This is a genomic window from Nocardia sp. NPDC047038 (genome assembly GCF_040644075.1).
In the GTDB taxonomy this organism is placed as follows: domain Bacteria; phylum Actinomycetota; class Actinomycetes; order Mycobacteriales; family Mycobacteriaceae; genus Nocardia; species Nocardia sichangensis.
Genome location: NZ_JBEYVQ010000025.1, coordinates 43,427 through 66,826, shown reverse-complemented (window position 1 = coordinate 66,826; position 23,400 = coordinate 43,427). Strand labels below are relative to the sequence as shown.

Below are 23,400 nucleotides of genomic sequence, written 5' to 3'. Positions count from 1 at the left end.
TCCGGGCGCATCGGGGAACATTTTTCCTATAACCGGCGAGTCCTGCCGGTCGATAGTGAGGGCCCGTTCACGAGAAGGGCTACACATGAGCGACGACGATCTTCACGACTTCGAGCGCGATTCGTTCACCTACGACGGCAAGACCCGCGCACTTTTCCGCCAAGGCGCCGGTCCCGCCGTAATCGTCATGGCGGAATTCCCGGGCATCTCACCCCAGGTGTTCGACTTCGCCCGCCGCGTCGCGGGTTTGGGGTGCACGGCGGTGGTGCCGCACCTGTACGGCAACCCGGGTCGTGACCCCAGCCCCGCCGCGCACGGGCTGGTCTCCGCGTTGGCGAACGTCGCCGGTCAGCTCGGGCCGATCTGCGTCAGCCGGGAGTTCGTGGTGCTGGCCGCCGGCCGCACCTCACCCGTCGTGCACTGGCTGCGTGCGCTGGCCGAACACGAGCACCGCCGCTGCGGCGGACCGGGTGTCGGTGCCGTCGGGATGTGCTTCACCGGTGGATTCGCCCTCGCCATGGCGGTCGACGACCGTCTGATCGCGCCCGTGCTGTCCCAGCCGGGGCTGCCGCTGGGTTTCACCTCGCGACAGAAATACTCCATCGACCTGTCCGCTTCGGACCTCGCCCGCGTCAAACAACGTTGCGCCGAAGGACTTTCGGTCATGGGCCTGCGATTCTGCGGTGATCGACGATCTCCGGCCGAACGATTCGACTTCCTGCGCGACCAACTCGGCGAGGCGTTCATCGCGATCGAACTCGACGACGCCGCCGCCAACCCGGACGCCGTGCTCGATCCCCACTCGGTCCTGACCGAACACCTCATCGACGAACCGGGCCAACCTACCCAGGCCGCCCTACACCGAGTACTGGATTTCCTCGGCAGTCGACTCCTGGCGGATCACCAGCCGATCGGTGAGCGCCCTTAGCGACGACTCCTGTCGTCCCGCGCGGTCGATGCGACTCCGCACCGCCTTCGGCGCGGGCCGGCGTCGATCGGACCGCATCGACGACTTCCGAATCGAAAGGAAAATCATGACACCCCCCGTCTGGGTCGCCGGTGTCGGAATGACGCCGTTCGGCAGACACGCCGGAAAGAGCGTCAACGATCTCACCCGCTGGGCCGTCACCGACGCGTTGCGGGACTGCGGTGCCTCCGCCGACGCACTCGACGCCGCGTTCTTCGGTACCGCCACGCAAGGTGCGCTCGAGGGCCAGCACATGATCGCGGGGCAGATCGCCTTGCGGGCCTCGGGTATTCAGCGCATTCCGATCGTGAACGTCGAGAACGCCTGCGCTACGGGCGCCTCCGCGTTCGCGCTCGCGGTGGATCGGATCCGGTCGGGGGCCGCCGATGTCGCGCTGGCCGTCGGCGTGGAGCGCATGCACGTCGACGACCCCGAACGAACCATGGCGGTGTTCGACAGCGCCTACGACGTGTCCGATCCCGCCGCGCTCGAGCGCGTCCTGCTGGAGTTGGGTGGTGACGTCGACGACCACGACCTGGGGCGCCGCTCGGTCTTCATGGACATCTACGCGGCTATCGCTCGCAACCACATGCGTCTGCACGGCACGACCCAGGAACAGATCGCCGCGGTAGCGGCCAAGAATCACGACCATGCGGCCGACAACCCGCGCGCGCATTACCGCAAGCCGATGACCGTGGCGGACGTACTCGCGGGGCGGCAGCTGTCGTACCCGCTCACCGTCCCGATGTGCGCGCCGATCACCGACGGCGCGGCCGCGGTGATCGTGTGCAGCGAGGCCGGGCTCCGGCGGCTCGGCGCGCCGAAATCGGTGCAGGTTCTCGCCGCCGTCCTCGGCAGCGGAGCGGACCGCGACGCGACGACCTTCGAGGGACACCCGAGCCGTACGGTATCCGCACGCGCCTACGAACTGGCAGGAGCCGGTCCGGAGGACATCGACGTGGCCGAGGTTCACGATGCCACGGCATTCGGCGAGATCCTGCAGACCGAGTTGCTCGGCCTCGTTCCGCTCGGTGCGGGTGGACCGGCGGCGCTGCGCGGTGAGACCACGCTCGGGGGCAGGATTCCGGTGAATCCCTCCGGCGGCCTGGAATCCAAGGGGCATCCCCTCGGGGCGAGTGGGCTCGGCCAGATCTTCGAGCTCACGGAACAATTGCGCGGCAACGCCGGTCCGCGTCAGGTGGACGGGGCGCGAATCGCGTTGGCGGAGAACGGCGGTGGTTTCCACCACGGCGAGGAAGCGGTCACCGCCGTCATCGTGCTGGGAAGGGTGTGAGACATGGCCATCATCGATTTCTTCGATCGAGGGCGGGCGATCAATCCGGCGGGCGTCGCCTACCGGACCGACGACGAGGTCTGGACTTTCGACGAAGCCGGTGCGCTGTCGTGCCGAATCGCCCATGCGCTACTGAGCGCGGGCATGCGGCGCGAATCGAAAATCGCCGTGCTGTCGCCGAACTCACCGCTGGCGTGGATCTGCGTACTCGGCGCATGGCGCGCGGGCGCGGCGTGGGTCCCGCTGAACCCGGCCCATCCGGTGAGTGAGAACATCCGGCTGTTGCGGCGCTTCGACGTGGAAGTGTTGTTCTACCACCCTGCTCTCGCCGACCAGGTAGCGGAACTGAAGACGGCAGCACCCGGGGTCGGCGTATACATCGCGTTGGCAGCAGGGACCGAAGATGTGACCCTGCAGGACTGGACCGCCCAGCATCCCACCGCGCCACCGCGGGTCGGCTACGCCATGGACGACGTGGTCGCCGTGGCGCCGACCGGCGGAACGACCGGTGCACCCAAGGGCGTCATGAATACGCACCGCAGTCTGTCGGCGATGGTGACCCACCAGATGATGGCGCTGGTCCATCCGGCGGGCGCACCCATCGTCAACCTGGCCGCGGCCCCGATGACGCACACGGCCGGGCTGTTCAGCCTGCAGGCCACCGCACGCGGGGGCGCAGTCGTCATCGTCCCGCGCGCGACACCGGAGCGGGTCCTCGATGCCATCGAGCGGCACCGCGTCACGGATCTGTTCCTTCCGCCGACGGTGATCTACCGCTTGCTCGAGGTGCTGCGGCAGCGGACTGCCGACACCTCGTCCCTGCGCTACCTGACCTACGGCGCGGCGCCGATGTCGACCGAGAAACTCCGCGCCGGAATCGAGCGGCTCGGGCCGGTCTTTCTGGAAGGCTACGGGCAAATGGAAGCCCCCGCGGCGATCTCGTTCCTGCGGCCCGACGAGCACCTGATCGACGGACGGGTGGCGCCCGAGCACCGACTCGGTTCGTGCGGACGACCCTATCCGCTGGCCACGGTGGCGATTCTGGACGAGTCCGGGGCGGAGGTGGCCGCGGGTGTGACCGGCGAGATCTGTGTCCGGGGTGATCTCGTGATGAAGGGCTACTACAAGGATCCCGAACGCACCGCGGAGACCATTGTCGACGGATGGCTGCACACCGGCGACCTGGGGCATCGCGACGCGGAAGGCTACCTCCACATCACCGACCGGAAGAAGGACCTCATCATCTCGGGCGGTTTCAACGTCTTTCCCGGCGAGGTCGAGCAGGTGATCTGGAGCCACCCCGCCGTGCAGGATTGCGCGGTGGTCGGCGCCCCGCATCCCGACTGGGGTGAGGTCGTGACCGCTGTGGTCGAACTCGAGGCGGGGCAGAGCGTTGGCGAGGCGGAGTTGATCGCCCGGTGCCGCGAGCGGCTCGGCCCGGTGCGGGCGCCCAAGGCGGTCGTCTTCGTCGACCAGCTCCCTCGCAGCGTCAATGGCAAGGTCTTGAAGAAGGAAGTGCGGGAGCGATTTTGGGCCGACCGCAGCACGAGGATCTGAGGGTCGTGCTCGTATTCCTCCAGGTTCCCAGCGCATGGAGCGTCGATCGCTGTTGCCCGGAATCGCCGACGGTCACCGATCCGTCGGTTCCACCGGCTTCCGCACCCCGTGCGCGTTGTCGGGGACGACCGTCCCGCGCCATCCCCCGATGAGCCGCATGGCGTGGTAGATCACCAGCGCGGCGACGGCGCCCAGCGTGATACCGCCGAAGTCGAGTTCGCCTACCACCCATGTGAAGTCGGCGATGCCGATGACCAGCGGGATGGCCGCGGTGAACTGGTTGATCGGCTTGCCGAAGTCCACCCGGTTGCTCACCCAGATGTGCACGCCGAGGATTCCGACCAAGCCGTAGAGTGCCGTCGTCACGCCACCGAGCACCCCGGCCGGGATGGCGGCGATCACGGCTCCCACCTTCGGTGAGAGGCTGAGCGCGATCGCCGCGGCGCCGGCCACCCAGTACGCGGCGGTGGAGTACACCTTCGTCGCGGCCATCACGCCGATGTTCTCCGCGTACGTGGTGGTCGCCGAACCGCCGCCGCTGCCTGCCAGTACGGTCGCCAGACCGTCGGCCGCCAGCGCGCGGCCCATGCGCCGGTCGTAGTCGATACCGGTCATCGTGGTGATCGACTTGACGTGCCCGATGTTCTCCACCACGAGCACCAGGACCACCGGCAGGAACATCGGGATCACCGAGAGGTGGAAGCTCGGTGCGTGGAAGTCGGGCAGCCCCACCCAGGAAGCCTTCCCGATCGCCGCGGTGTCGACCTCGCCGCGGGCGAGCGCGAGCAGATAGCCGAGCACGACACTGGTGACGATCGCCAGCCTGCCGAGCAACCCGCGAAAGAGCACCAGACACAGGATCAGCAGGACGAGCACGACCGTCGCGGTGATCGCGTCCTTCTCGAAATTCGTCTTGGCGGTCGGCGCCAGGTTCAGCCCGATCAGGGCGACGATGGTGCCGGTGACCACCGGCGGCATCAGCGCTTCGATCCAGTGGGTGCCTGCGAAGTGCACCACCGCGCCGATGACGATCAGCACGACGCCCACCACGACGATGCCGCCCAGCGCCGCACCCATTCCGGCGGAGGCGGTGGCCGCGAGGACCGGAGCGATGATCGCGAAACTCGAACCCAGATAGCTCGGCAGCCGGTTGCGGGTGATCACCAGGAACAGCAGGGTGCCGACCCCGGAGAACAGCAGCGTCGTCGACGGTGGGAACCCGGTGAGGACCGGCACCAGGAAGGTGGCGCCGAACATGGCCACCACATGCTGCAATCCGATCCCGATCGTGCGCGGCCAGGTCAATCGCTCGCCGGGCGCGATCACCGCGCCGGTGGCTACCGGAGTCCACCGGAACATCGATCCGGTTCGCGATTCGGGCGTCGTCATGGGAGCAGTGTGCGGCATCGACGGCCGGCGCGCTGTGCCGGACTCCTCGGCCGAGATATCGCGTGCTGGCGTGCCGCGCGTCGACCTCGTCCTGTGCCCGTAGGCGTGGGCGCCGGACGGTGCCGAAGTCGCCCACGCCTTCGCGGTGTCGCCCGGCTGCAACAGCCAGACAGGGGTGCGGGCGTGACCGACGCCGGACGGCGTTCCGGTGGCCAGCAGATCGCCGGTGCCGAGACCGGCTTCGCGTACTCGACCTGGGCCCTGCACGAGCGTGTCTAAAAGGCCCGTCCGCCGTCGGAAGCGCCGGAGGTGCCGTTGCCCAGCACCGTGAATCCGGTGCCGGTGAGCAGGCGCTCGTCGAGAAGATTTCTCGTGTCGACGATTACGGGTCGGTCGACATCGGTCGCGAGTTTCGCCCAGTCGAGCGAACGGAATTCGGGCCACTCGGTGAGGATCACCAGCGCGCCGGCGTCTTTCGCCACCAGGTAGGGGTCGTCCACCACGCGGATGCCGTCCAGACCCGGGGTGCCCGCCGGCACACACGGGTCGTAGGCGGTGACCACGGCGCTGTGCCGGGTCAGCTGCCGCGCGACCGCGACGGCGGGGGAGTCGCGCAGGTCGCCGGTTCCGGCTTTGAACGCGAGGCCGAGCACGCCGATCCGGGTTCCGGCCAGCGAGCCGTCGACCGAATCGGTGACCGCGCGGCGGATCTTGCGCAGCACCATCGCCTGCTGACGGTCATTGGCTTGCAAGGCATTGCGAACCATGGCGAAGTCCACACCCCGAGCTTCCGCGGCACGCAGGAGCGCGCGCGTGTCCTTTGGCAGGCACGAGCCGCCCCAGCCGGGGCCGGGAGCGAGAAAGGCGGGACCGATCCGGTCGTCCATCCCCATCGCGCCGGTGACCTTGGTGATGTCGGCGCCGACTCGTTCGCACAGTTCGGCCAGTGTGTTGACGAACGAGAGCTTCACCGCGAGAAACGCGTTGCTGGCGTACTTTGCCAGTTCGGCGCTGGCAGAGTCGGAACGCAGCACCGGTGCGCCCGTTCCGGCGTAGAGCGCCGCGACACGGTCGGCCGACTCCCGATCGTGCTCGGCCGCGCCGAGGAGCACCCGGTCGGGGCGCAGGAAATCCTCGACCGCGTGGCCCTCCCGGAGGAATTCGGGGTTGCTGACCACCGCCGTGCCCGCGAGACCGGACAGGGCGGGAATCCGCGCCGCCGTCCCCACCGGGACGGTGGATTTGGTGACGAGCACACAGTCCGGCGGCAGGACGGTGGCCAACGTCCTCAGCGCGTCCTCGAGTACGCCGAGGTCGGCCGTACCGCCGGTGCCCATGGGCGTGGGAAGGCACAACAGGACCACTTCGCATTCGTGCAGCGCCTGCGCGTCCGATGTGAAGACCAGCCGATTTTCCTGCAGTCCCTCTCGAACCAGTTCCGGCAACCCGGGCTCGACGATCGCGACCGCACCCGTACGCAGCGCCGCCACTTTGGCTTCGTCGTTGTCGACGCAGATCACGTGGTGTCCGAGGTGGGCGAGGCATGCGGCGCTGGTGAGCCCCACATAACCGGCGCCGACCACACCGACGCGACTACCCATGGCGGACCCGCTGTCCGAGCAAGTCGGCCGCGACCGTGAGCACATGTTCGGGTCGCACCATGAGCAGGCCCGGATCCGGATAATCGGCGTGCGGGTCGCCGACCGTCCCGGCCCACAGCGCGATGTGGTGTTCCGCGTCCGGGGGCGGCCCCCACCGGTTCGGGGGCGTGGGCCCGAACAGCACTACCGACGGTGTGCCGAACGCGGTGGCGAGATGCCCGACGCCGGTGTCACCGCACACGACCAGAGCCGCGTCGGCCACCAGTGCGGCGAGTTCGGTCAGATCGGTGCGTCCCGCGTACACCGCCGAGGGCGGTAGCCCGGCCTTCTCGGCGACCGCGTTGGCCAAGCGCATTTCGTCTCTGCTCCCGGTGATCACCACTCGATGACCGTCGGCGACGAGTTCACGCGCCACTCGCGCGAAGCGTTCGGACGGCCAGCGCCGCGCGGGATACGCCGCGCCGGGATGGATCACGACCGCATTCGATTCGGGGGCGGGTCGCGGTGGGGCCGGCAGCAGCAGTTCGGTTGGATCGGCGTCGATCCCACCGTATTCCAGCAGGCGGCACCAGCGATCCACTTCGTGCACGTCGTCGCGCCACGCGGGACCGGGCAGGTCGGGAAATTCCGGATTGTGGTGGGTCAGTAGTGCATCCGGGCCTGCCGTCATCAGATCGCGGATGCTCTCCGGTCCTTTGCCGTGCAGGTTGACCGCGAGACTCGGTGGCGCCGTGGGCCATCGAAGCGCACCAAGTCCCGCCGTCGGCAGCAGTTCGTCGACCGCGTCGATGAGGCCGACGAGGTCACGCAGCGCTTCCGGCGCCGCGAGCACCACCCGGTGGCCGGGGTGGGCGCTTCTGATCCCGCGCAAGGCGGGCACGATGGTCAGCAGGTCGCCGAGCCCGAGTGCCCGCAGCACCAGGATCGTGCGCGTCAGGGCCACGATCCCTCTTCCGAGGCGCACACGACCATCTCCCTGACCTCGCAGCCCGGCGGCTGCCGGAGCGCGAAGACCACCGCGTCGGCGACGTCCTGCGGTTGGTTGAGTTTCGCGTCGGGCGGCGGCTTGTACTGCTCGTCGCGGTCGTCGAAGAACGCCGTGTGCATTCCGCCCGGGATGAGCAGGGTCACCCCGACGCTGCCCGCCGTTTCGGCGGCGAGCGCCCTGGTGAAGCCCACGACGCCGAATTTCGAGGCGCAATAGGCGGTCGCGTGACCGACCGCCTTGATGCCCAGGGTGGAAGCACACGTCACGACCGTTCCCTTGCTCTCCCGCAGCGCCGGAAGGGCGGCACGAATCACGGCGGCGGTGCCGAACAGATTGACCTGGACCACGTATTCCCATTTCTTCGTGGGCACTTGGTCCAGTGGGCCGCAGGCGTCGGTCCCCGCCGCGGTGAACACGCCGTCGATCCGGCCCCCCGTGCGCTCGATGATCTCGTGCACGGCTTGTTCGGCGGCGACGGTGTCGGCGAGATCGGCACGCACGAAATCGACGGGTGCCTCGGGCTCCACCCGGTCGATCACATAGGGGCGGCCCCCGTTCGCGCGGACGGCGGCGGTGACCGCCGCGCCGAGCCCGGAAGCGCCACCGGTGATCAGGACATTGCCGAGGGTTCGCATCGCGCTCCTTACGTTCTCGGGTCAGCCGCCGACCTGGCTCGCGGTGACCAGTTGTGTAGTCGAGTAACCGGGAACAGTGGGGATCAGCGCGATCTCGCCGCCGTAACCGCGAACGACCGCGGCCTCGGGGAGATCCACGCCGGAGTAGTCGCCGCCCTTGACCCACACATCGGGGCGAAGGCGGTCCAGCAGTGCGCTCGGCGAGGATTCGTCGAACACGACGACGGCGTCGACCGAGGACAGTTCGACGAGCAGCCGGGCACGGTCACGTGCGGTGACGATCGGCCGGCGCGGCCCTTTCAGGCGCCGCACCGACGCATCGGAGTTGAGGCAGACCACCAAGGCGTCACCCATGGCGCGAGCCTGGCGCAGCAGGCTCACATGGCCGGGATGCAGCAGATCGAAACAGCCACCGGTGGCGACGAGTCGGCCGCCACGCGCCCTGATTCGCGCCGCCACCTCGAACGCCGACTCGTTCGTGTCGGTCGGCCCCACCGTGGCCACGGCCGTGCTGTCGCACGTGGACAACGTGGCCGCGCCGCCCGCCGCGACGAACCTGGCCGCCGCGTCGACCGCGTGCGACACCGCGTCGGCGACCGTGGAGCCGCCGAACAGGGCGGCGGTCGCGGCCGAGGCGAATCGGTCACCCGCGCCGCAAGTGTCGGAACCGGGATGCCCGGCGAGACGGACGTCGGCAGGTACCGGAACCACAGTGAGCCGTTTCCCATTGGCCAGGACCGCTCCGCCCGGACCGGTGGTAACCGCGACGGAATCCGCTGCCCACTCGTCTCGCAGCACCTTCGCCAACTCGTCGGGTTCGACATATCCCGGCGCGAACTGGCGTGCCTCTTTCAGGTTCGGCGAGACCAGTTGTGCTCCCGGTGTCGGCGCGGGGCCGCGCGGGTGCGGATCCCACACCACCGGTACCGACCGAGCCAGTTCGGTGAGCAGGCTTCGGATCCGGGGATGCGCGGCGACACCCCGGCCGTAGTCCGCCACGAGGATTGCCCCGGCCGCCCGCAGTGTCCTGGTAACCGCGGCGCTCACCGAGCCGCCGTCCGCGGTGCCGTCGCCGGTGTCCATTCGCAACAGCGACTGTCCCGCGGCGCGGACGCGGGCCTTGCGAACCGTCTTGCCGCGCAGCGCGATCGGAACGACTCGAACGTGCTGGTCGAGGAGCCGGGTGAGGATGCGGCCGTCGTGGTCGTCGGCGGTCGCCGTGATGAGCGAGACCTCGGCGACCGACTGCGCGGCCAGCGCGGCGGCCAGCCCGGCACCGCCCGGGCGTATCCACTGGCGTTCCACGTCCACGACGGGCACGGGCGCCTCAGGCGACAACCGCTCCGCGACGCCTTCGATGTCGACGTCCAGAATGCTGTCGCCGACCACGACCAACGGCTTCATGTCGGTACCCCCAGTGCATCGTCGAGCGCCGAGCACAGAGCGTGCACCAAGACCAGATGCACTTCCTGCACAGTGGCCGTGGTGGGCGCGTCCACGGCGACGGCGTCATCGCACAGCGCCGCGAGCGGATTGGGCGCAGGCCCGGTCATGGCCCACGTGACGACGCCGATGTCGTGCGCCGCTTTCGCCGCGGCAACCACGTTGTGGCTGGTGCCGCTGGTGGACAACAAGACGAGGATGTCGTCGGGCCTGCCGTGCGCGCGGACCTGGCGGGCGAACAGTTCGGTCTCGCCGTAGTCGTTGATGATCGCGGTACCCGCCGAGGTGTCGGCGTGCAGCGCGATCGCCGAGAACGGACGGCGCTCGTTGCGGAAGCGGCCGACCAGCTCACCGGTCAGGTGCTGGGCTTCCGCGGCGCTGCCGCCGTTACCGCAGGCGAGCAACCGTCCACCGTTGGCGAGCACGACCGCGAGTTGCCTGCCCCATCTGCGGATATCGGGTGCGAAGCAACTGGTGCGGTCCAGCGCCGCGTGCAAAGCCGCGAAATGGTCTTCGATCACCCCGCACCTCCTGTCCGCAGGCGCGCGAGGCTGCCCGCACCGAGTTCTTCCGCCACCGTGACGACCTGCTCGGGGGTGATCGAGTCGAGGCACGGATGCCCCGCCACCGGGCAGACCCGGGCTCTGCTGCCGCGGCACGGCGCGCGTTGGTCACCGAGCATGGCCACCGGCACGCCGTAGGGGGCCCACCGCTCGGCGGGCACGACCGGTGCGAACAGCGAGACCACGGGTGTCCCGACGGCCGCGGCGAGATGCGCCGGGCCGGTGTTGGGCGCCACCACGACGCTCGCGTCGCGGAGCACGGCGGCGAGTTCGGGCAGGGTCGTGGCTCCACCGAGGTCGATGCCGTGTCTGCCCGCGACGGCGCCGGTGAGCGGCCGGTCGGCGGGAGCGCCGGTCACGATCACCCGGTGACCGGCGCTGGTCAGTGCGGCGACGATGGCCGCGGAACGGGACGACGACGGCTGCCGCGCCGGTACCGACGCGGCCGGATGCATGACCACGTAACCCGGTTCGCCGGTGAGCCCGCCGACCTTCGGCAACGGCTGCCGGACAGCGAGTTTCCCGTCGTCGCCGGGCGGCAGCCGGAAGCCGGCCGCCGCGGCGAGCGACAACGCCCGTTCGGCTTCGGGCGGATCGCCCTCGACGCGATGGCGCAGATCCAGCAACGAACCGGGGTAGTCCTCCGAGATCGCGCCGATCCAGGGAATACCGGCCATCCGAAGCAGCAGCGCCAGCGGCAGCGGCGACTGGTGGAAGGATGTGAGGATCAACGCGAGATCCACCTCGAGCGCGCGTATCCGCTCGACAAAGGCATCGATGCCCGCCGACGTGACCGCGGGTGGCTCCAGATCGATCCACGGCGCGCGCCACGTCACGACCTGCTCCACACCCGGCAGAAGATCCGCGGCGGCTCGGCCGCGCGGCCCGGCCAGCAGCGTCACCGAATCCACCTGCGCGGCCACCGCTCGGACGCACGGCCCCGCCAGCAGCACATCGCCGAAATTGTCCATGCGGGCCACCAGCGCCCGGCCGGTCACGGCACACCCGCCATCGCCAGCCGGACGGCCTCGGTCAGATCCCGCGCCACGGTCGCTTCGCGACGCGCGCGGTGCACCTCGCCGGGAAGGGTTCTCGCCGTCGGCACCAGGATCGCGCGTGCGCCCGCGGACTGCGCGGCGGCGACGTCGGCGCCGGTGTCGCCGATGACCACACACCTGCCGATGTCGACGCCGAGATCCGCCGCGGCCTGCCGGATCAGGCCCGGCTCCGGTTTGCGGCACCCGCAGCCGTCGCCTTCGCCGTGCACGCACACCTGCCAGGTCGCGAACGGTCCGAGCAGATCCTCGACTCGGGCGTTGACCGCGGCGAGCTGTTCGGGGCTGATCAATCCTCGCGCTACGCCGGACTGGTTGCTCACGATGCCGAGCTGGATGCCCGCCGCGCGCACTTTCCGCAGCGCGTCGGCGGCTCCCGGCACCGGCTGGACCTCGGTGGGGTCGGCGAGGTAGGGGACATCGATGATGAGGGTGTCGTCGCGGTCGAACAGCAACGCCAGCGGCGAGGCGTGGGTCGCGTTCCGGTGACGCAGCTCGCCGCGCAGTCGGTGCCAGCACGCGGCCGGTGGAATCAGCGCGCTGCTCAGCGTCATCCGGCCGATCTCGCCGGGTGTGCGGGGCCCGGGTGCGATCCGGCGCGCTGCGAACGCACCGGTCAGCGCCGTCCAGATGGCCGCGAAAACAAGGGCGGGCAGTTTGCGGCCCGCGACGCCGAGCGCCACGGCCACCGCCCCCGTGGCCGTAGTGAACGCGTGGCGGCGGAGAAGTCCGGCCTCTTCGCCGATCCGCTGCCGCCATCGAGCGCCGTATTTCCGCCGCAATAGGGCGTTGTCGGCGTTCCCGCGTTGTGCTCGGACACTGGCCATCGGTCCCGATTCGCGAAGCGGGTGGCGAGTGACGCGTTGTCCGGCCGCGATGACGTAACCCGCGAGGCAGACCCGGAGTGCCAGATCGGCGTCCTCGCGGAACGCCCGCGGGAACCGTTCGTCGAAGCCACCCACCGCGATCAGCGCGGACCGGCGATAGGCCATGTCCGCCGTGATCCACCGCGCCGTGGCCAGCCGTGCGATCCCGCGTTCGGCGTCGGTCGGCCTGCGGTGCTTCGGCAGTGGAACCTCGATGCGGGCCGTGGAAGCCGCCGTGTTGTCGTCGAGATCACGCAGGTCCTCGGCCAAGCGGGCGGGCCAATCCGGCGCGGTGAGCACATCGTCATCGAGGAAAGCGATCCAGGTTCCTTCGGCATGCCGCCACCCGGCGTTCCTGGCCGCGGCGGGTCCGCGTCCGCCCGAGCGGATGACCTGAACCGAAGACACCGTCGCGGGCAACGGTAGGTCCCCGGCTCGGGGCCGATCGTCCACCACGATGATCTCCCGTGGTTTCGGTCCCGACGCCGTGTCCAGCGACTCGAGCAGCGCGCGAAGACTTTCCCGGCCCATGGTCGGGATCACGATGCTGTAGTCCACGGTGGGGCCGTTCATGGGCGACGGACCACGAATGAGCCGATGGCGAGCAGATCGATGGGTGCCGAACCGAAGCATTCGAGGGCGTCGCGCGGTGAATCGACCATCGGCCTGCCCGCCGTGTTCAGGCTGGTGTTGATCACCACCGGCAGACCCGTGTGCCGCTCGAACTCCGCCAGCATGCGTGCCAAAACCGGCTTGTCGGCGGGATCGACGGTCTGTACCCGCGCGGTGCCGTCGACATGTGTCGCGGCGGGAATCCGCTCTCGCCACTCCGGCGCGACGTCGTGCACGAACAGCATGTACGGGCTCGGCAGCGGCCCGCGTCCGAAGATCTCGGACGCCCGGTCGGCGAGCACCATCGGTGCCAGCGGCCGGAACTGTTCGCGCCCCTTCACATCGTTGAGGCGTTCGAGATTCGCCGACCGGCCGGGGTGAGCGAGCAGCGAACGGTGGCCGAGTGCGCGCGGGCCGAATTCGGACCGGCCCTGGAACCAGGCCACCACATGGTCTTCCGCGAGCGCTTGCGCCACGTCCGCCGCGATGTCGTTGGATTTCGTGTACCGGACCTTGGCCGTGCGGAGCACGGTTTCCAGCTCGGCGTCCGTCCATTCGCGGCCGAGGTCGGCGCCCCGCATCGGGGTGACCCGCTCCCCGAACTCGGCCGCCAATTGCAGCGCGGCGCCCAGTGCGGTGCCCGCGTCGCCCGCGGCAGGCTGGACCCAGATCCGCTCGTAGGGGCCTTCGGCGTGCAGACGGCTGTTGGCCACGCAGTTCAGCGCGATGCCACCGGCCAGCGTGAGGGTTCGCTGCCGGGTCTGTCGATGCAGCCAAGAGGTCAACTCGAGCAACACGTCCTCGAGTCGTCGTTGGACGCTGGCGGCGAGGTCGGCGTGGTCTCGGCCGAACTCACCGCCGATGACCGTGGGGGCGAAGTCCGACCAGTTCACGGCCTCGGTACGGAAACCACCGTCCCGGGTGGAATACACGAGTTGGCGGAACCGATCGAGGAATCGGGGGGTGCCGTAGGAGGCCAGTGCCATGACCTTGTACTCGTCGCTGGACCGGGTGAAGCCCAGATGCTCGGTGAGGTCCTCGTACATCAATCCGAGCGAGTGCGGCAGCCGCTGTGCCGCCAGCTCCACGAACTTGCCGTCTCGATATTCCCCGGCGAGATAGGACTGGCTCTCGCCGCGTCCGTCGGCCACCAGCACCGCCGAGTCGCCGGACGGGGCCGCGAGGGCCGCGGACGCGGCGTGCGCCAGGTGATGTCGCACGAAACGCACGATGGTGGGATCGAGCCCGGGCAACGCGGCCGCGAGGAAAGCGGGCGCTCGGAACGCGTAATCCGTTCTGGTCGCCTCGCTTTTCCGATCGAGACCGCCGAGTGAATGATCGACCAGTGCCGGGTCGTAGGAGTAGCCCACCGCGTCGAGCTGGTCGGGGCGTAATCCCGCTCGCTCCAGACACCATGCGGCGGCTTGTTCGGGCAGTTCCCATGCGGAGAAGGGCACCGGGCGCTTGCCGTGCTTGCGACGGGTGAACCGCTCTTCCTCGGCGGCCGCGACGATTTCGCCGTCCACGATCAGAGCCGCAGCAGGATCATGAAATACCGCGTTGATTCCGAGAATGCGCACGGGCCGCCTTTCTGTTCGAGACGCGGTTCGAGACGCGCGGGACCCGGTTCGCCCGCTGGCATACAAGGGGGGCGCTACCCGGTGAAGTCGCGACTAAACCGATCCGCCGTCGGGCGCCGCTCAGCGCACGGACTCTTCGGCCGACTCGGCGGTGCGCCCGGCGAACCAGTCGATCGTGCGGCGCAGTCCCTCCTTCCTGCCGATCAACGGCCACCAGCCCAATTCGCGCCGGGCCAGCGAGATGTCCGGGCAGCGCCGCTTCGGATCATCGATCGCGCTGTCGACATACGTCACGATGGAACGGCTGCCGGTTGCCGCTCGGATCTCCTCGGCGAGGCCGCGGACGGATATCTCGTGCGGATTACCGATGTTGACCGGCCCCGGATGGTCGGTCGACGCCAACGCGAGCAGGCCGCGCACCGTGTCTTCGACATAACACAGCGAGCGGGTCTGCTCGCCGGTTCCCGCGATGGTGAGCGGTGCGTCCGCCAACGCCTGTGCGATGAAGGTGGGCACCATCCGGCCGTCGTCGGTACGCATGCGGGGACCGTAGGTGTTGAAGATCCGGGCGATCCCGGTGTTCGCGCCACGCTCCCGGCGAAATGCCATCGTGAAAGCCTCGGCATACCGCTTCGCCTCGTCATAGACGCTGCGCGGCCCGACCGGATTCACGTGACCCCAGTAATGCTCGGGTTGCGGGTGGACACCCGGGTCGCCGTAGACCTCGCTGGTCGACGCGAGCACGAAACGAGCTCGATGCCGCTCGGCCGAATCGAGGGCGTTGGCGGTGCCGAGGGAGCCGGCTCGTAGCGTCTCGATCGGCAGTCGCAGGTAGTCCGGTGGCGACGCGGCCGATGCGAGGTGGAACACGACATCGAAGAAGCCCATCGTCGGCAGCGGCTCGGTGACGTCGTGCTGGATGAGGTCGAATCCGGGACGGGCCAGCAGCCGGGCGACGTTGTCCGGTGTGGACGTGGCGAAGTTGTCGAGCGCGACCACGACGGTGCCCGCGTCGAGCAACTGCTCACAGAGGTGTGATCCGACGAAACCGCATCCACCGGTGACCAACGCGCGTTCGCAGGGTTCGGACATGCTGTGGCCTACCCGCGGCCGCTCGCGCGAAGACCACGATCTGTCGACGGTGACTCGGGAGCAAGCTTGCCGCTGTCGCCGGTGCCGTCGAGCGAACGGCTGTCGGTGGGCCCATGTCCGTTGCGCGCGCCCGCGCGTGCGGTCACCCGGCGGTACGCGTGGATGGTTTCGGTGGCGATCCGATCCCATGAATAGCGCGACTCGACACGCTCGCGCCCGGCGCGGCCGTAGCGCTCCCGGACCCCTGGTGCGGTCAGCAGCTCGCCGACCGCGTCGGCCAGTTCCGCGGGCTCCCGCGGTGGAACCAGCCTGCCGGTGACACCGTCGACGACGGTATCGATGAGGCCGCCGACCGCGGTGGCCACCACGGGAACGCCGCACGCCATCGCTTCGAGTGGCGTCATCCCGAAGGGCTCGTACCATGGCGTGCACACGGCCACGTCCGCCGATCTCAGGAGCGGAGCTATCCGGGTCCTCGGCACCCGGCCCAGCATGCGCAGCCGTTCTCGTACGCCGAGTTCGTCCGCCAGGGCCAGCAGCCGCCTGCCCTCCGGGTCGTCGGCGAGCTCGGCATCGTCCGGGCCGCCGACCAAGACCAACTCGGCGTCCCGCAGTCCGGTGAGCGCGGTGATCGCGGTGTCGAAACCTTTGCGGGGCACCAACCTGCCGACGCTGATCATCCGGTACTCGGCCGACTTCGACTCTTTCGGTCCGTCGGGTGCGAACTGTTCGAGGTCCACGCCGCACGGGATCACCGAAGTCTTGGATCGGGGTACGCCAAGCCTGGCCAGTTCGAACACCTCGTCGGTGCAGGTGGCGATGATCCGGTCGGTTTGTCCGGCGATCAGCCGTTCGAGGCGTATCCGGTCGGCCGGACTGGTGTCGTTCGCGCCTTGGTGGCGGCGCTTCACCACGCCCAGCGCGTGAAAGGTCTGTACGACCGGAATGTCGGTCGGGCGCGCCCCCGACAGGGCGGCGAGTCCGGACATCCAGAAATGCGCGTGCACGACATCCGGCCGCAGGTCACGCCAGTGCTCGCGCAGGAAAATGCCGAATTCGACCATGTGCGGCAGCAATTCGTCCTTCGGCAGCGGCCGATCGGGACCGGCCGGGACGTGGACGACGCGGTAACCCTGTTCGGCGGTGACCATGTCGGGCGCGTCGGCCTCCTCGCGGCGCGTGTAGACGGTGACCTCGTGCCCCTGCCTGCACAGGGCAGCGGACAGTTCGGCGACATGAACGTTCTGCCCACCGGCATCGACGCCGCCCAGCACCGCGAGCGGACTGGCGTGTTCGGACACCATCGCGATCTTCATGATTCCGCCTTCTCTCTCCGGGACACTGCCTTCATTCGGTGACCTCGGCGAGCAGGGCATCCCACCGGCGCAGGAAGACCTCGAGGCCGTAGTGCTCGAGCGCGAACTGCCGCCCCGACTTGCCCGCCAGCGCAGCGAGATCGGGTTCGTGGAGGAACTCGTGGAACTTCGCGGTGAGCACCGCGACATCGGTGGAGACGGCACCGGCTTCGGGCGGCACCGCCATGACGGCCTCGGTGGTGGCGAGCGCTACCACCGGCATGGCCAGGTGCATGGCTTCGAGAAGGGACAATCCGAGCGATGTCCAGCGCGCGGTGTGCAGGTACACCCTTCTGCGCGCCATGTCCGGATGCAATGACGACTGCCGCAAGTCGCCGATGCCGCGGATCGGGTGCCCGGTGGACCTGTTCGCCGTGTAGTCGCCGGCTCCGATTCCGTACACATCGATCGGTCCCGCCATCGCGAAGTCGGGCAGGAGATCACTCCCGGTGATCCTTCCGCGCCGCATCGGCTCGTTGATCAGCGCCACGCCACGGGGCAGTTCACCGGTGTAGCGCGCGCCGGGGTCGACGATTCCGTGCGGCACCACCCGGGTGGGCGCGCGTCCGCTGTCCCACATCAAGTCGTTGAAATGCGTGACGTGCACGAGCGGGATGTCGGCGCGATCCGCCAGCGGATGCCTGCTGGTGGCAGCGCTGGGCCGCGGCGCGTTGTGCTCGACGAAGACCGCGGGAATATCGGCCCCGGGACGACGACCGAGCCAACGTTCGGTGAGCTCGATTTCCTCCGGGCGCTGGAGCACGACCACGTCCGGCTCGGTTTCGCGCAAGTGGTCAGCGGGCACCTCCGCGGCGGACGGCCAGTCGCGGCCGCACCGTCCACGGCCCCACGGCCCGCCGCCTTCCACCACGGGCAGCAGATAACGGTGCCGCCCTCGGACGAACGACGTCGTCCACGAGCCGTGCACGTGCCACAGCAGCACCGTGAGCCGCTCGATCTTTCCGGCCATGCCGGTAGCTCTTGCCTATTGCCGCCGGATCAAACCTGGTCGGCGCGGCTCGACAGCAAACTTGTGGCTATGTCGATGTCCTGGGACTGCTGCGCGGCGGTACCGATGCGGCCTGCACGCGACCGGTTTGAACCATGGATGCCAGGCAATGGCCCGCGATATGAGCGCACCCCACGCTGCCCCGTCGGCCACTGAACTCCGCGCGACCGAAACAATCGAGATCTTCGATCCCGCCAGCGGCGCCACCGTCGGCAAGATACCCATGTCGGATGCCGCCGAGATCGATCGGCAGGTTGATCTGGCGAATCGCGCGCAAACCAGCTGGGCGCGAACAACGGCGGCCGAGCGGGCCGTCGCGGTCCGCGCCGGTGCTGCCCTGCTCCGCGAGCATGCCGATGAACTGGCCGAACTCAATCGGCTCGAAACCGGACGTCCGCGGTCGGAGAGCAAGGAGGGGGTGCTGGCCGGTGCCGCGACGCTCGAGCAATATGCCGAACTGGGACCGTTGCACCGAGGCCGAAGTCTGCAAGGAGCTTTCGAGGCGACCGACCTCATGGTGTGGGAGCCCCGCGGCGTCGTCGTCGCGCTGACGCCGTGGAACGATCCCGTCGCGGTGTCCTGCGGCTTGCTCGGCGCGGCGTTGGTGACGGGAAACACGGTCGTGTACAAGCCGAGCGAACGCGCACCGCACACCGGAGCTCTGCTCGGCGAGTTGCTTTCCCGAGCGCTTCCCGGCGGCGTTCTCCAAACGGTGCAAGGCGACGGCCGGGTCGGCGCGCTGCTCGCCGCACGTCTCGATGTGGACGTCATCGCTCATGTCGGCAGCACCGCCACGGGACGGTCGATCGCGCGCAGCGTCGCCGACACCGGTGCGAAGGCACTGCTGGAGAACGGTGGCAACGACGCGCTCGTCGTCGACGCCGGTGTGGATCCCGTCTGGGCGGCCGGGCAGGCGGCGCTCGGCGCGTTCGCGAACTCCGGCCAGATCTGCGTGTCCGTCGAGCGGATCTTCGTGCACCGGGACGTCGCGGAGGCCTTCCTGGCGGCGCTGGTGGCCGAAGCCGAGTCCTGGAACCCGGCGCCGCTGGTCGACCGTCATCATCGCGAGCAGGTCCACGCGCACGTCCGCGACGCGGTGGAGCGCGGCGCCGAACTGCTGACGGGCGGAGTGCTGCCGGACGGCGCCGGTGCGCACTATCCGGCCACCGTGCTGGCACAGTGCGATCCGGCCATGCGGATCATGCGGGAGGAGACCTTCGGTCCGATCGCGCCGGTACGGGTGGTGGATACGTTCGAGCAGGGCATCGCCGAGGCCGCGACCGACGACTACGGGCTCGCGGCCACCGTGCTCACGCCGTCGATGGCCAACGCGCAGCAGGCTTGGCGGGAACTGCCGGTGGGGACGGTGAAGATCAACTCGGTGTTCGGCGGGGCGCCCGGGGGAGCGGCGCACCCGCGGCGGGCCAGCGGGTCCGGTTTCGGTTACGGGCCGGAATTGCTGGACGAGATGACCCAGACGAAGGTCGTGCACCTGCGCCCGGCCCCGAGCTAGGACGCCGCACCCCGGTCTTCGCGGTCACCGAGCGGAGAGGTCGCCGTCGCGGCTGATTGACCTGGGGCGCAGCGGGTATGGGCAGAGACATGCGGGTACTTGTCACCGGGTGGCCCAGCTTCCTGCACGGGGAAGCGACGGCCGGGGACGTGTTGAGCATGAGCCGAGTGTGTGACGCGCTGGTCTCCGCCGCGATACCCCACGACACGGCGTGGAGCCCGGGGTTTCGTTCCGACGGGATGCATCTGGACGACGCGGACTCCGGGCGATATTCGCACCTGGTGTTCGTGTGCGGGCCCGCGCACGGTGAACAGGTCCGGTTCCTGCACGAACGGTACGCCAACTGCCGACGCATCGCGGTGGGCGTCTCCATCCTCGATCCGGCCGATGCCGCGGTCACCGGGTTCCACCGCATCTTGCCGCGCGACGGTCCGTCCATCGCGCGACCGGACATGGCGGTCGGGGCGTCCACGGTGAGCGTCCCCGTGGTGGGAGTCGTCTTCGCCCCTGGCCAGGCCGAGTACGGCGTGGCCAGGCGGCACCGGTCGGTGCATCGCGCGTTGCTGCGGTGGCTGCGCGAACTCGACTGCGCGCGACTACCGCTCGACACCAGATTGACGTCCGACGATTGGCGCCTGTGCCGCACACCCGACCAGCTCGCGTCGGTGTTCGCTCGCCTGGACGCGGTGATCACCACTCGACTGCACGGCTTGGTGCTGGGCCTGCGAGCCGGGATCCCGGTCCTCGCGGTGGATCCCATCGCGGGCGGAGGGAAGGTCACCGCGCAGGCGAGGGCGCTGGACTGGCCTGCTCTGGTGTCCGCCGAGCAGACCGCCGACGCGGGCGCGTTCGACCCGTGGTGGCGCTGGTGCCTGGCACCGGCGGGGCGCGAACGCGCGCGGCGGCGGGAGTTCCCCTCGGCCGACGCCTTGACCAGCGACCTGCTCGACGAACTGCTCGCGGGACGGCCTGCGTGAGCGCGCCGACGGTGGCGAAGACCACCGTCGTCATCGCCACCCGCAACCGCGCGGCCGAACTGGCCCGCACCTTGACCGAATTGGACGCACTGCGCCCGGCTCCCGCGATCGTGGTACTGGACAACGCTTCGGTCGACGGCACGGTCGGCGCGGCGGAGGCATTCCCGGATGTGCGCGTCGTCCGGCTGCCCCGCAATCTCGGCGCGGCGGCGCGCAACCTCGGCGTCGCACTGGCCCGCACGCCCTACGTCGCGTTCAGCGACGACGACTCGTGGTGGGCCGAGGACGCGCTGCGCGAAGCCGAGCGGGTGCTTGATGCCCATCCGCGACTCGGCCTGATCGCCGGACGCACGCTCGTCGGCGCCGACCACCGTGACGATCCCGTCAACGAACTGATGGCGAGCAGCCCGCTCGGGCATCCCCCCGGTCTGCCGGGCCCGTTGGTTCTCGGCTTCCTCGCCTGCGCGGCGATCGTCCGGAGAGAGGCGTATCTGCAGGCCGCCGGGTTCAGCCCGCTGTTGCTTTTCGGCGCCGAGGAACGCCTGCTGTCACTCGATATGGCGGCGTGCGGCTGGGACCTCTGTTACGTGGCGCGAGTGCGCGCCCATCACCACCCCTCGGCGCGGCGACCGCCGCACGCGTGGCGCAGACGGACCGAACAGCGCAACAACGCGTTGATCGCTTGGATGCGGCGGCCGTTGCGGCGGTCCGCTGCCGAGTCCGCGAGCCTGTTGCGCCGAGCGGCGCGGGACCCCGGAATGTTGCTGGCGTTCGCGGGGGTCGTTCGCCGCCTGCCGAGGGCGCTGGCGCAGCGGCGCACACTGCCGCCGGAGGTCGAGCGCCGTGCCAGGACGCTGGAACTCGCCCATGGAAGGAAGTGACGGATGGTCACGGAACGAATGACGGTCGTCATCATGACCCGCAACCGGCGCGAACAATTGCTGCGCACCTTGGCGCACATGACCGCGCTGCCCGACGCGGCGCCGATCATCCTCGTCGACAACGGGTCCGCGGACGGCACCGCCGACGCGGTCGCCGCGGCCTTCCCCTCGGTGATACTCATCCGCTCGGCGGAGAACCTGGGCGCGGTGGCCAGGAATATCGCGGTCGAGCGGACGACAACGCCGTATGTGGCGTTCTGCGACGACGACACCCGATGGCAGCCGGGCGCCTTGACCCGCGCCGCCGATGTGCTCGACCGATACCCCGGCCTCGGCTCGGTGACCGGACGATGCCTGGTCGCCCCCGATCTCCGAGAAGACCCGATCACGCCGGAACTGCGCGACTCACCGGTCGTCGGGCCCGACTGGCTGCCCGGCCCCGCGCTGCTCGGCGTGATGGCCGCGCTGTCCGCCTTCCGGGTCAGCGCGTTCCGGGAGGTCGGCGGCTTCTCCCGGCGTCTGTGGTTCGCGGGCGAAGAGGAACTGCTCGCCCTCGACCTCGCGGCGCACGGCTGGTGGATGTGCTGGATGGAGGACATCCTGATCCACCACGAGCCGTCCACCACCCGTGATCCGACGCACCGTCGCAGGCTCGGCATCCGGAACACGTTGTGGACGCTGTGGTTGCGCCGCCCGGCCCGTAGCGCCGCCCGGCGGACCGCCGTCGTACTCGGATCGGCTCCGGCCGACCTGACGACCGCCGCGGCCGTCCTGGACACACTGCGTGGGGTGCCGTGGGTGCTGCGCGAACGAAAAGTCCTGCCACCGCCAGTGGAGGCGGGCCTCGTTCTGCTGGAAGAATCGCAGCGCCGTTCCCCCGCGCGTCGCTATGTGGGCTGACGGTCGTCTCGGCGGGGAGGACCTACCCGGGCGTACTATCCCGCAGCGGCGCCGACACCCCGGCGTGCTTCCCGAGCGAGGGCACGGTCGCGTTGTTCCTCGAACCGGGGAATGCGCACTTCCGTGAGGTCGTCCAAGAAGGCGGCGAGTCGTTCGCGGGCTTGCTCGCCGCGTGGCCCGAAGTCGTCGCGGTCGAGGATGTTCCACTGCCGGATGACGGGTTGGAGCACTTCTTCCAGGTGCTGGCGCAGATCGTAGATGCCGTGTTTGGCCATGAGGACGCCGTTGCGCCGGAAGTTGGGCATGCCGGTGCCCGGCATCCGGAAGTTGCGCACGATCAGGTCGATCGCTTCGATGGCCTGATCGGGCACCAGATCCAAGGCGGCGCCGCACATGCCGCGGTAGAAGATCATGTGCAGGTTCTCGTCGGCGGCGATGCGTTGCAGCATGCGGTCGGCGACCGGGTCGTCACAGACCGCCGCCGTGTTGCGATGGCTGATGCGGGTGGCCAACTCCTGGAAGGACACGTACGCCACCGAGTACAGGAACCCGCCGTCGAAGTCGGTGTCCGCTCGCTCCACCGGCGCACCGAAGCCGGTGGACATGTGCGCCATACGGTCGTTCTCCAACGCGACCGGGTCGACGCCCCGTGTGACGACCAGGTAGTCACGCAGGGCGATGCTGTGGCGGGCCTCCTCGGCGGTCCATCGTCCCACCCACGACCCCCACGCGCCGTCTCGGGAAAAGCCGGCACTGATCTCGCGGTGATAGGACGGAAGGTTGTCCTCGGTGAGCAGATTCGTGATCAAGGCCGCCTTCGCCACCTCCGAGAGCCGTGATTGCCCTGGCTCCCAATCGATCCCGCCTAGCATCGCGAAGTTGTGTCCTTCGTCCCAGGGCACGTAGTCGTGGGGATGCCACTCCTTGACCATGGACAGGTGCCGGTTCAACGCGGCACCCGCGAAAGGTTCGAGCTCGGTGAGGATCTCCAGCTGTGTCAGATCACGCGCCAACGTCGTGTCCGCCTTTCTTTGCGCATTGCTTCGGAAGGGAGAGATGATCGGCCCGGCCCGGCCCGGTCGCGATCAGCGACGACCGAGGCCGGACGGATAACGCCGGGGAA

Annotated in this window: 20 protein-coding genes and 1 pseudogene; 7 read left to right on the top strand and 14 right to left on the bottom strand. The window is 69.4% G+C overall.

The features are described 5' to 3' along the window. The first annotated feature begins 85 nt into the window (after positions 1-85). From ABZ824_RS37305 to ABZ824_RS37295, 3 genes are all read left to right on the top strand, one after another. Entirely contained in the window at positions 86-928 is an 843-nt protein-coding gene (locus ABZ824_RS37305) for a dienelactone hydrolase family protein (RefSeq protein WP_356969345.1), read from the top strand. 106 nt (positions 929-1,034) lie between these two features. After that, positions 1,035-2,261 carry a thiolase family protein gene (locus ABZ824_RS37300; protein WP_356969343.1) on the top strand — a complete coding sequence of 409 codons (1,227 nt, stop codon included), beginning with the start codon at positions 1,035-1,037 and terminating at the stop codon, positions 2,259-2,261. A gap of 3 nt (positions 2,262-2,264) precedes the next feature. Continuing rightward, entirely contained in the window at positions 2,265-3,818 is a 1,554-nt protein-coding gene (locus tag ABZ824_RS37295) for an AMP-binding protein (RefSeq protein WP_356969341.1), read from the top strand. A 72-nt stretch (positions 3,819-3,890) separates the two neighbouring features. Here ABZ824_RS37295 and ABZ824_RS37290 read toward each other — a convergent pair whose 3' ends face one another. The 13 genes and pseudogenes from ABZ824_RS37290 to ABZ824_RS37230 all read right to left on the bottom strand — a co-directional run bounded on the left by ABZ824_RS37290 (position 3,891) and on the right by ABZ824_RS37230 (position 17,967). Then, complete coding sequence (locus ABZ824_RS37290; RefSeq protein WP_355074211.1) at positions 3,891-5,207, bottom strand: solute carrier family 23 protein; 1,317 nt, start codon at positions 5,205-5,207, stop codon at positions 3,891-3,893. Between the two features lie 177 nt (positions 5,208-5,384). After that, a pseudogene (locus ABZ824_RS37285) lies at positions 5,385-5,474 on the bottom strand (hypothetical protein); the annotation flags it as partial. Positions 5,475-5,482: 8 nt separating this feature from the next. Continuing rightward, on the bottom strand, positions 5,483-6,808 hold the full coding sequence (locus ABZ824_RS37280) for a UDP-glucose/GDP-mannose dehydrogenase family protein (protein ID WP_356969339.1): 1,326 nt from the start codon (positions 6,806-6,808) through the stop codon (positions 5,483-5,485). Beyond that, on the bottom strand, positions 6,801-7,751 hold the full coding sequence (locus ABZ824_RS37275; RefSeq protein ID WP_356969337.1) for a glycosyltransferase family 9 protein: 951 nt from the start codon (positions 7,749-7,751) through the stop codon (positions 6,801-6,803). Before ABZ824_RS37275 ends, ABZ824_RS37280 begins: the two co-directional genes overlap by 8 nt. Continuing rightward, positions 7,742-8,431, bottom strand: coding sequence for an SDR family oxidoreductase (locus ABZ824_RS37270; protein WP_356969335.1), 690 nt, complete (start codon positions 8,429-8,431; stop codon positions 7,742-7,744). Before ABZ824_RS37270 ends, ABZ824_RS37275 begins: the two co-directional genes overlap by 10 nt. Before the next feature lie 21 nt (positions 8,432-8,452). Continuing rightward, positions 8,453-9,835: a PfkB family carbohydrate kinase gene (locus tag ABZ824_RS37265; RefSeq protein ID WP_356969333.1), complete on the bottom strand. Its 1,383-nt coding sequence runs from the start codon at positions 9,833-9,835 to the stop codon at positions 8,453-8,455. After that, complete coding sequence (locus ABZ824_RS37260) at positions 9,832-10,395, bottom strand: SIS domain-containing protein (protein WP_355074204.1); 564 nt, start codon at positions 10,393-10,395, stop codon at positions 9,832-9,834. Before ABZ824_RS37260 ends, ABZ824_RS37265 begins: the two co-directional genes overlap by 4 nt. Continuing rightward, on the bottom strand, positions 10,392-11,435 hold the full coding sequence (locus ABZ824_RS37255; protein WP_356969331.1) for a glycosyltransferase family 9 protein: 1,044 nt from the start codon (positions 11,433-11,435) through the stop codon (positions 10,392-10,394). Before ABZ824_RS37255 ends, ABZ824_RS37260 begins: the two co-directional genes overlap by 4 nt. Next, the gene (locus tag ABZ824_RS37250) at positions 11,432-12,931 is read right to left on the bottom strand and encodes an HAD-IIIA family hydrolase (RefSeq protein WP_356969329.1); all 1,500 of its coding nucleotides are present in this window, start codon (positions 12,929-12,931) and stop codon (positions 11,432-11,434) included. The genes ABZ824_RS37255 and ABZ824_RS37250 overlap by 4 nt, the downstream gene beginning before the upstream one ends. Next, positions 12,928-14,550: a carbamoyltransferase C-terminal domain-containing protein gene (locus ABZ824_RS37245; protein WP_356969327.1), complete on the bottom strand. Its 1,623-nt coding sequence runs from the start codon at positions 14,548-14,550 to the stop codon at positions 12,928-12,930. Before ABZ824_RS37245 ends, ABZ824_RS37250 begins: the two co-directional genes overlap by 4 nt. Positions 14,551-14,670: 120 nt before the next feature. Next, entirely contained in the window at positions 14,671-15,642 is a 972-nt protein-coding gene (locus tag ABZ824_RS37240) for an NAD-dependent epimerase/dehydratase family protein (protein WP_355074197.1), read from the bottom strand. An 8-nt stretch (positions 15,643-15,650) separates the two neighbouring features. Beyond that, a complete protein-coding gene (locus ABZ824_RS37235; RefSeq protein ID WP_356969325.1) occupies positions 15,651-16,958 on the bottom strand; it encodes a glycosyltransferase in 1,308 nt (435 codons plus the stop codon). Positions 16,959-16,989: 31 nt separating this feature from the next. Next, a complete protein-coding gene (locus ABZ824_RS37230) occupies positions 16,990-17,967 on the bottom strand; it encodes a glycosyltransferase family 1 protein (protein ID WP_356969323.1) in 978 nt (325 codons plus the stop codon). 160 nt (positions 17,968-18,127) lie between these two features. Between ABZ824_RS37230 and ABZ824_RS37225 the strand changes: the two genes are divergently transcribed. The 4 genes from ABZ824_RS37225 (at position 18,128) to ABZ824_RS37210 (ending at position 22,277) form a co-directional block, all read left to right on the top strand. Further along, a complete protein-coding gene (locus ABZ824_RS37225; RefSeq protein ID WP_356969321.1) occupies positions 18,128-19,519 on the top strand; it encodes an aldehyde dehydrogenase family protein in 1,392 nt (463 codons plus the stop codon). Between the two features lie 89 nt (positions 19,520-19,608). Continuing rightward, positions 19,609-20,496, top strand: coding sequence for a polysaccharide pyruvyl transferase family protein (locus ABZ824_RS37220; protein ID WP_356969319.1), 888 nt, complete (start codon positions 19,609-19,611; stop codon positions 20,494-20,496). Next, positions 20,493-21,377 carry a glycosyltransferase gene (locus ABZ824_RS37215; protein WP_356969317.1) on the top strand — a complete coding sequence of 295 codons (885 nt, stop codon included), beginning with the start codon at positions 20,493-20,495 and terminating at the stop codon, positions 21,375-21,377. Before ABZ824_RS37220 ends, ABZ824_RS37215 begins: the two co-directional genes overlap by 4 nt. Positions 21,378-21,380: 3 nt before the next feature. Next, on the top strand, positions 21,381-22,277 hold the full coding sequence (locus ABZ824_RS37210) for a glycosyltransferase (protein ID WP_356969315.1): 897 nt from the start codon (positions 21,381-21,383) through the stop codon (positions 22,275-22,277). A 35-nt stretch (positions 22,278-22,312) separates the two neighbouring features. Here ABZ824_RS37210 and ABZ824_RS37205 read toward each other — a convergent pair whose 3' ends face one another. After that, on the bottom strand, positions 22,313-23,290 hold the full coding sequence (locus tag ABZ824_RS37205) for an acyl-ACP desaturase (protein ID WP_356969313.1): 978 nt from the start codon (positions 23,288-23,290) through the stop codon (positions 22,313-22,315). Positions 23,291-23,400: the final 110 nt, after the last annotated feature.

Excerpts from the sequence above, each read along its gene's own strand:
- ABZ824_RS37305 (WP_356969345.1), top strand. The coding sequence starts at position 86 with ATGAGCGACGACGATCTTCACGACTTCGAGCGCGATTCGTTCACCTAC.
- ABZ824_RS37300 (WP_356969343.1), top strand. The coding sequence starts at position 1,035 with ATGACACCCCCCGTCTGGGTCGCCGGTGTCGGAATGACGCCGTTCGGC.
- ABZ824_RS37295 (WP_356969341.1), top strand. The coding sequence starts at position 2,265 with ATGGCCATCATCGATTTCTTCGATCGAGGGCGGGCGATCAATCCGGCG.
- ABZ824_RS37290 (WP_355074211.1), bottom strand. The coding sequence starts at position 5,207 with ATGACGACGCCCGAATCGCGAACCGGATCGATGTTCCGGTGGACTCCG.
- ABZ824_RS37280 (WP_356969339.1), bottom strand. The coding sequence starts at position 6,808 with ATGGGTAGTCGCGTCGGTGTGGTCGGCGCCGGTTATGTGGGGCTCACC.
- ABZ824_RS37270 (WP_356969335.1), bottom strand. The coding sequence starts at position 8,431 with ATGCGAACCCTCGGCAATGTCCTGATCACCGGTGGCGCTTCCGGGCTC.
- ABZ824_RS37265 (WP_356969333.1), bottom strand. The coding sequence starts at position 9,835 with ATGAAGCCGTTGGTCGTGGTCGGCGACAGCATTCTGGACGTCGACATC.
- ABZ824_RS37250 (WP_356969329.1), bottom strand. The coding sequence starts at position 12,931 with ATGAACGGCCCCACCGTGGACTACAGCATCGTGATCCCGACCATGGGC.
- ABZ824_RS37240 (WP_355074197.1), bottom strand. The coding sequence starts at position 15,642 with ATGTCCGAACCCTGCGAACGCGCGTTGGTCACCGGTGGATGCGGTTTC.
- ABZ824_RS37235 (WP_356969325.1), bottom strand. The coding sequence starts at position 16,958 with ATGAAGATCGCGATGGTGTCCGAACACGCCAGTCCGCTCGCGGTGCTG.
- ABZ824_RS37230 (WP_356969323.1), bottom strand. The coding sequence starts at position 17,967 with ATGGCCGGAAAGATCGAGCGGCTCACGGTGCTGCTGTGGCACGTGCAC.
- ABZ824_RS37225 (WP_356969321.1), top strand. The coding sequence starts at position 18,128 with ATGAGCGCACCCCACGCTGCCCCGTCGGCCACTGAACTCCGCGCGACC.
- ABZ824_RS37220 (WP_356969319.1), top strand. The coding sequence starts at position 19,609 with ATGCGGGTACTTGTCACCGGGTGGCCCAGCTTCCTGCACGGGGAAGCG.
- ABZ824_RS37210 (WP_356969315.1), top strand. The coding sequence starts at position 21,381 with ATGGTCACGGAACGAATGACGGTCGTCATCATGACCCGCAACCGGCGC.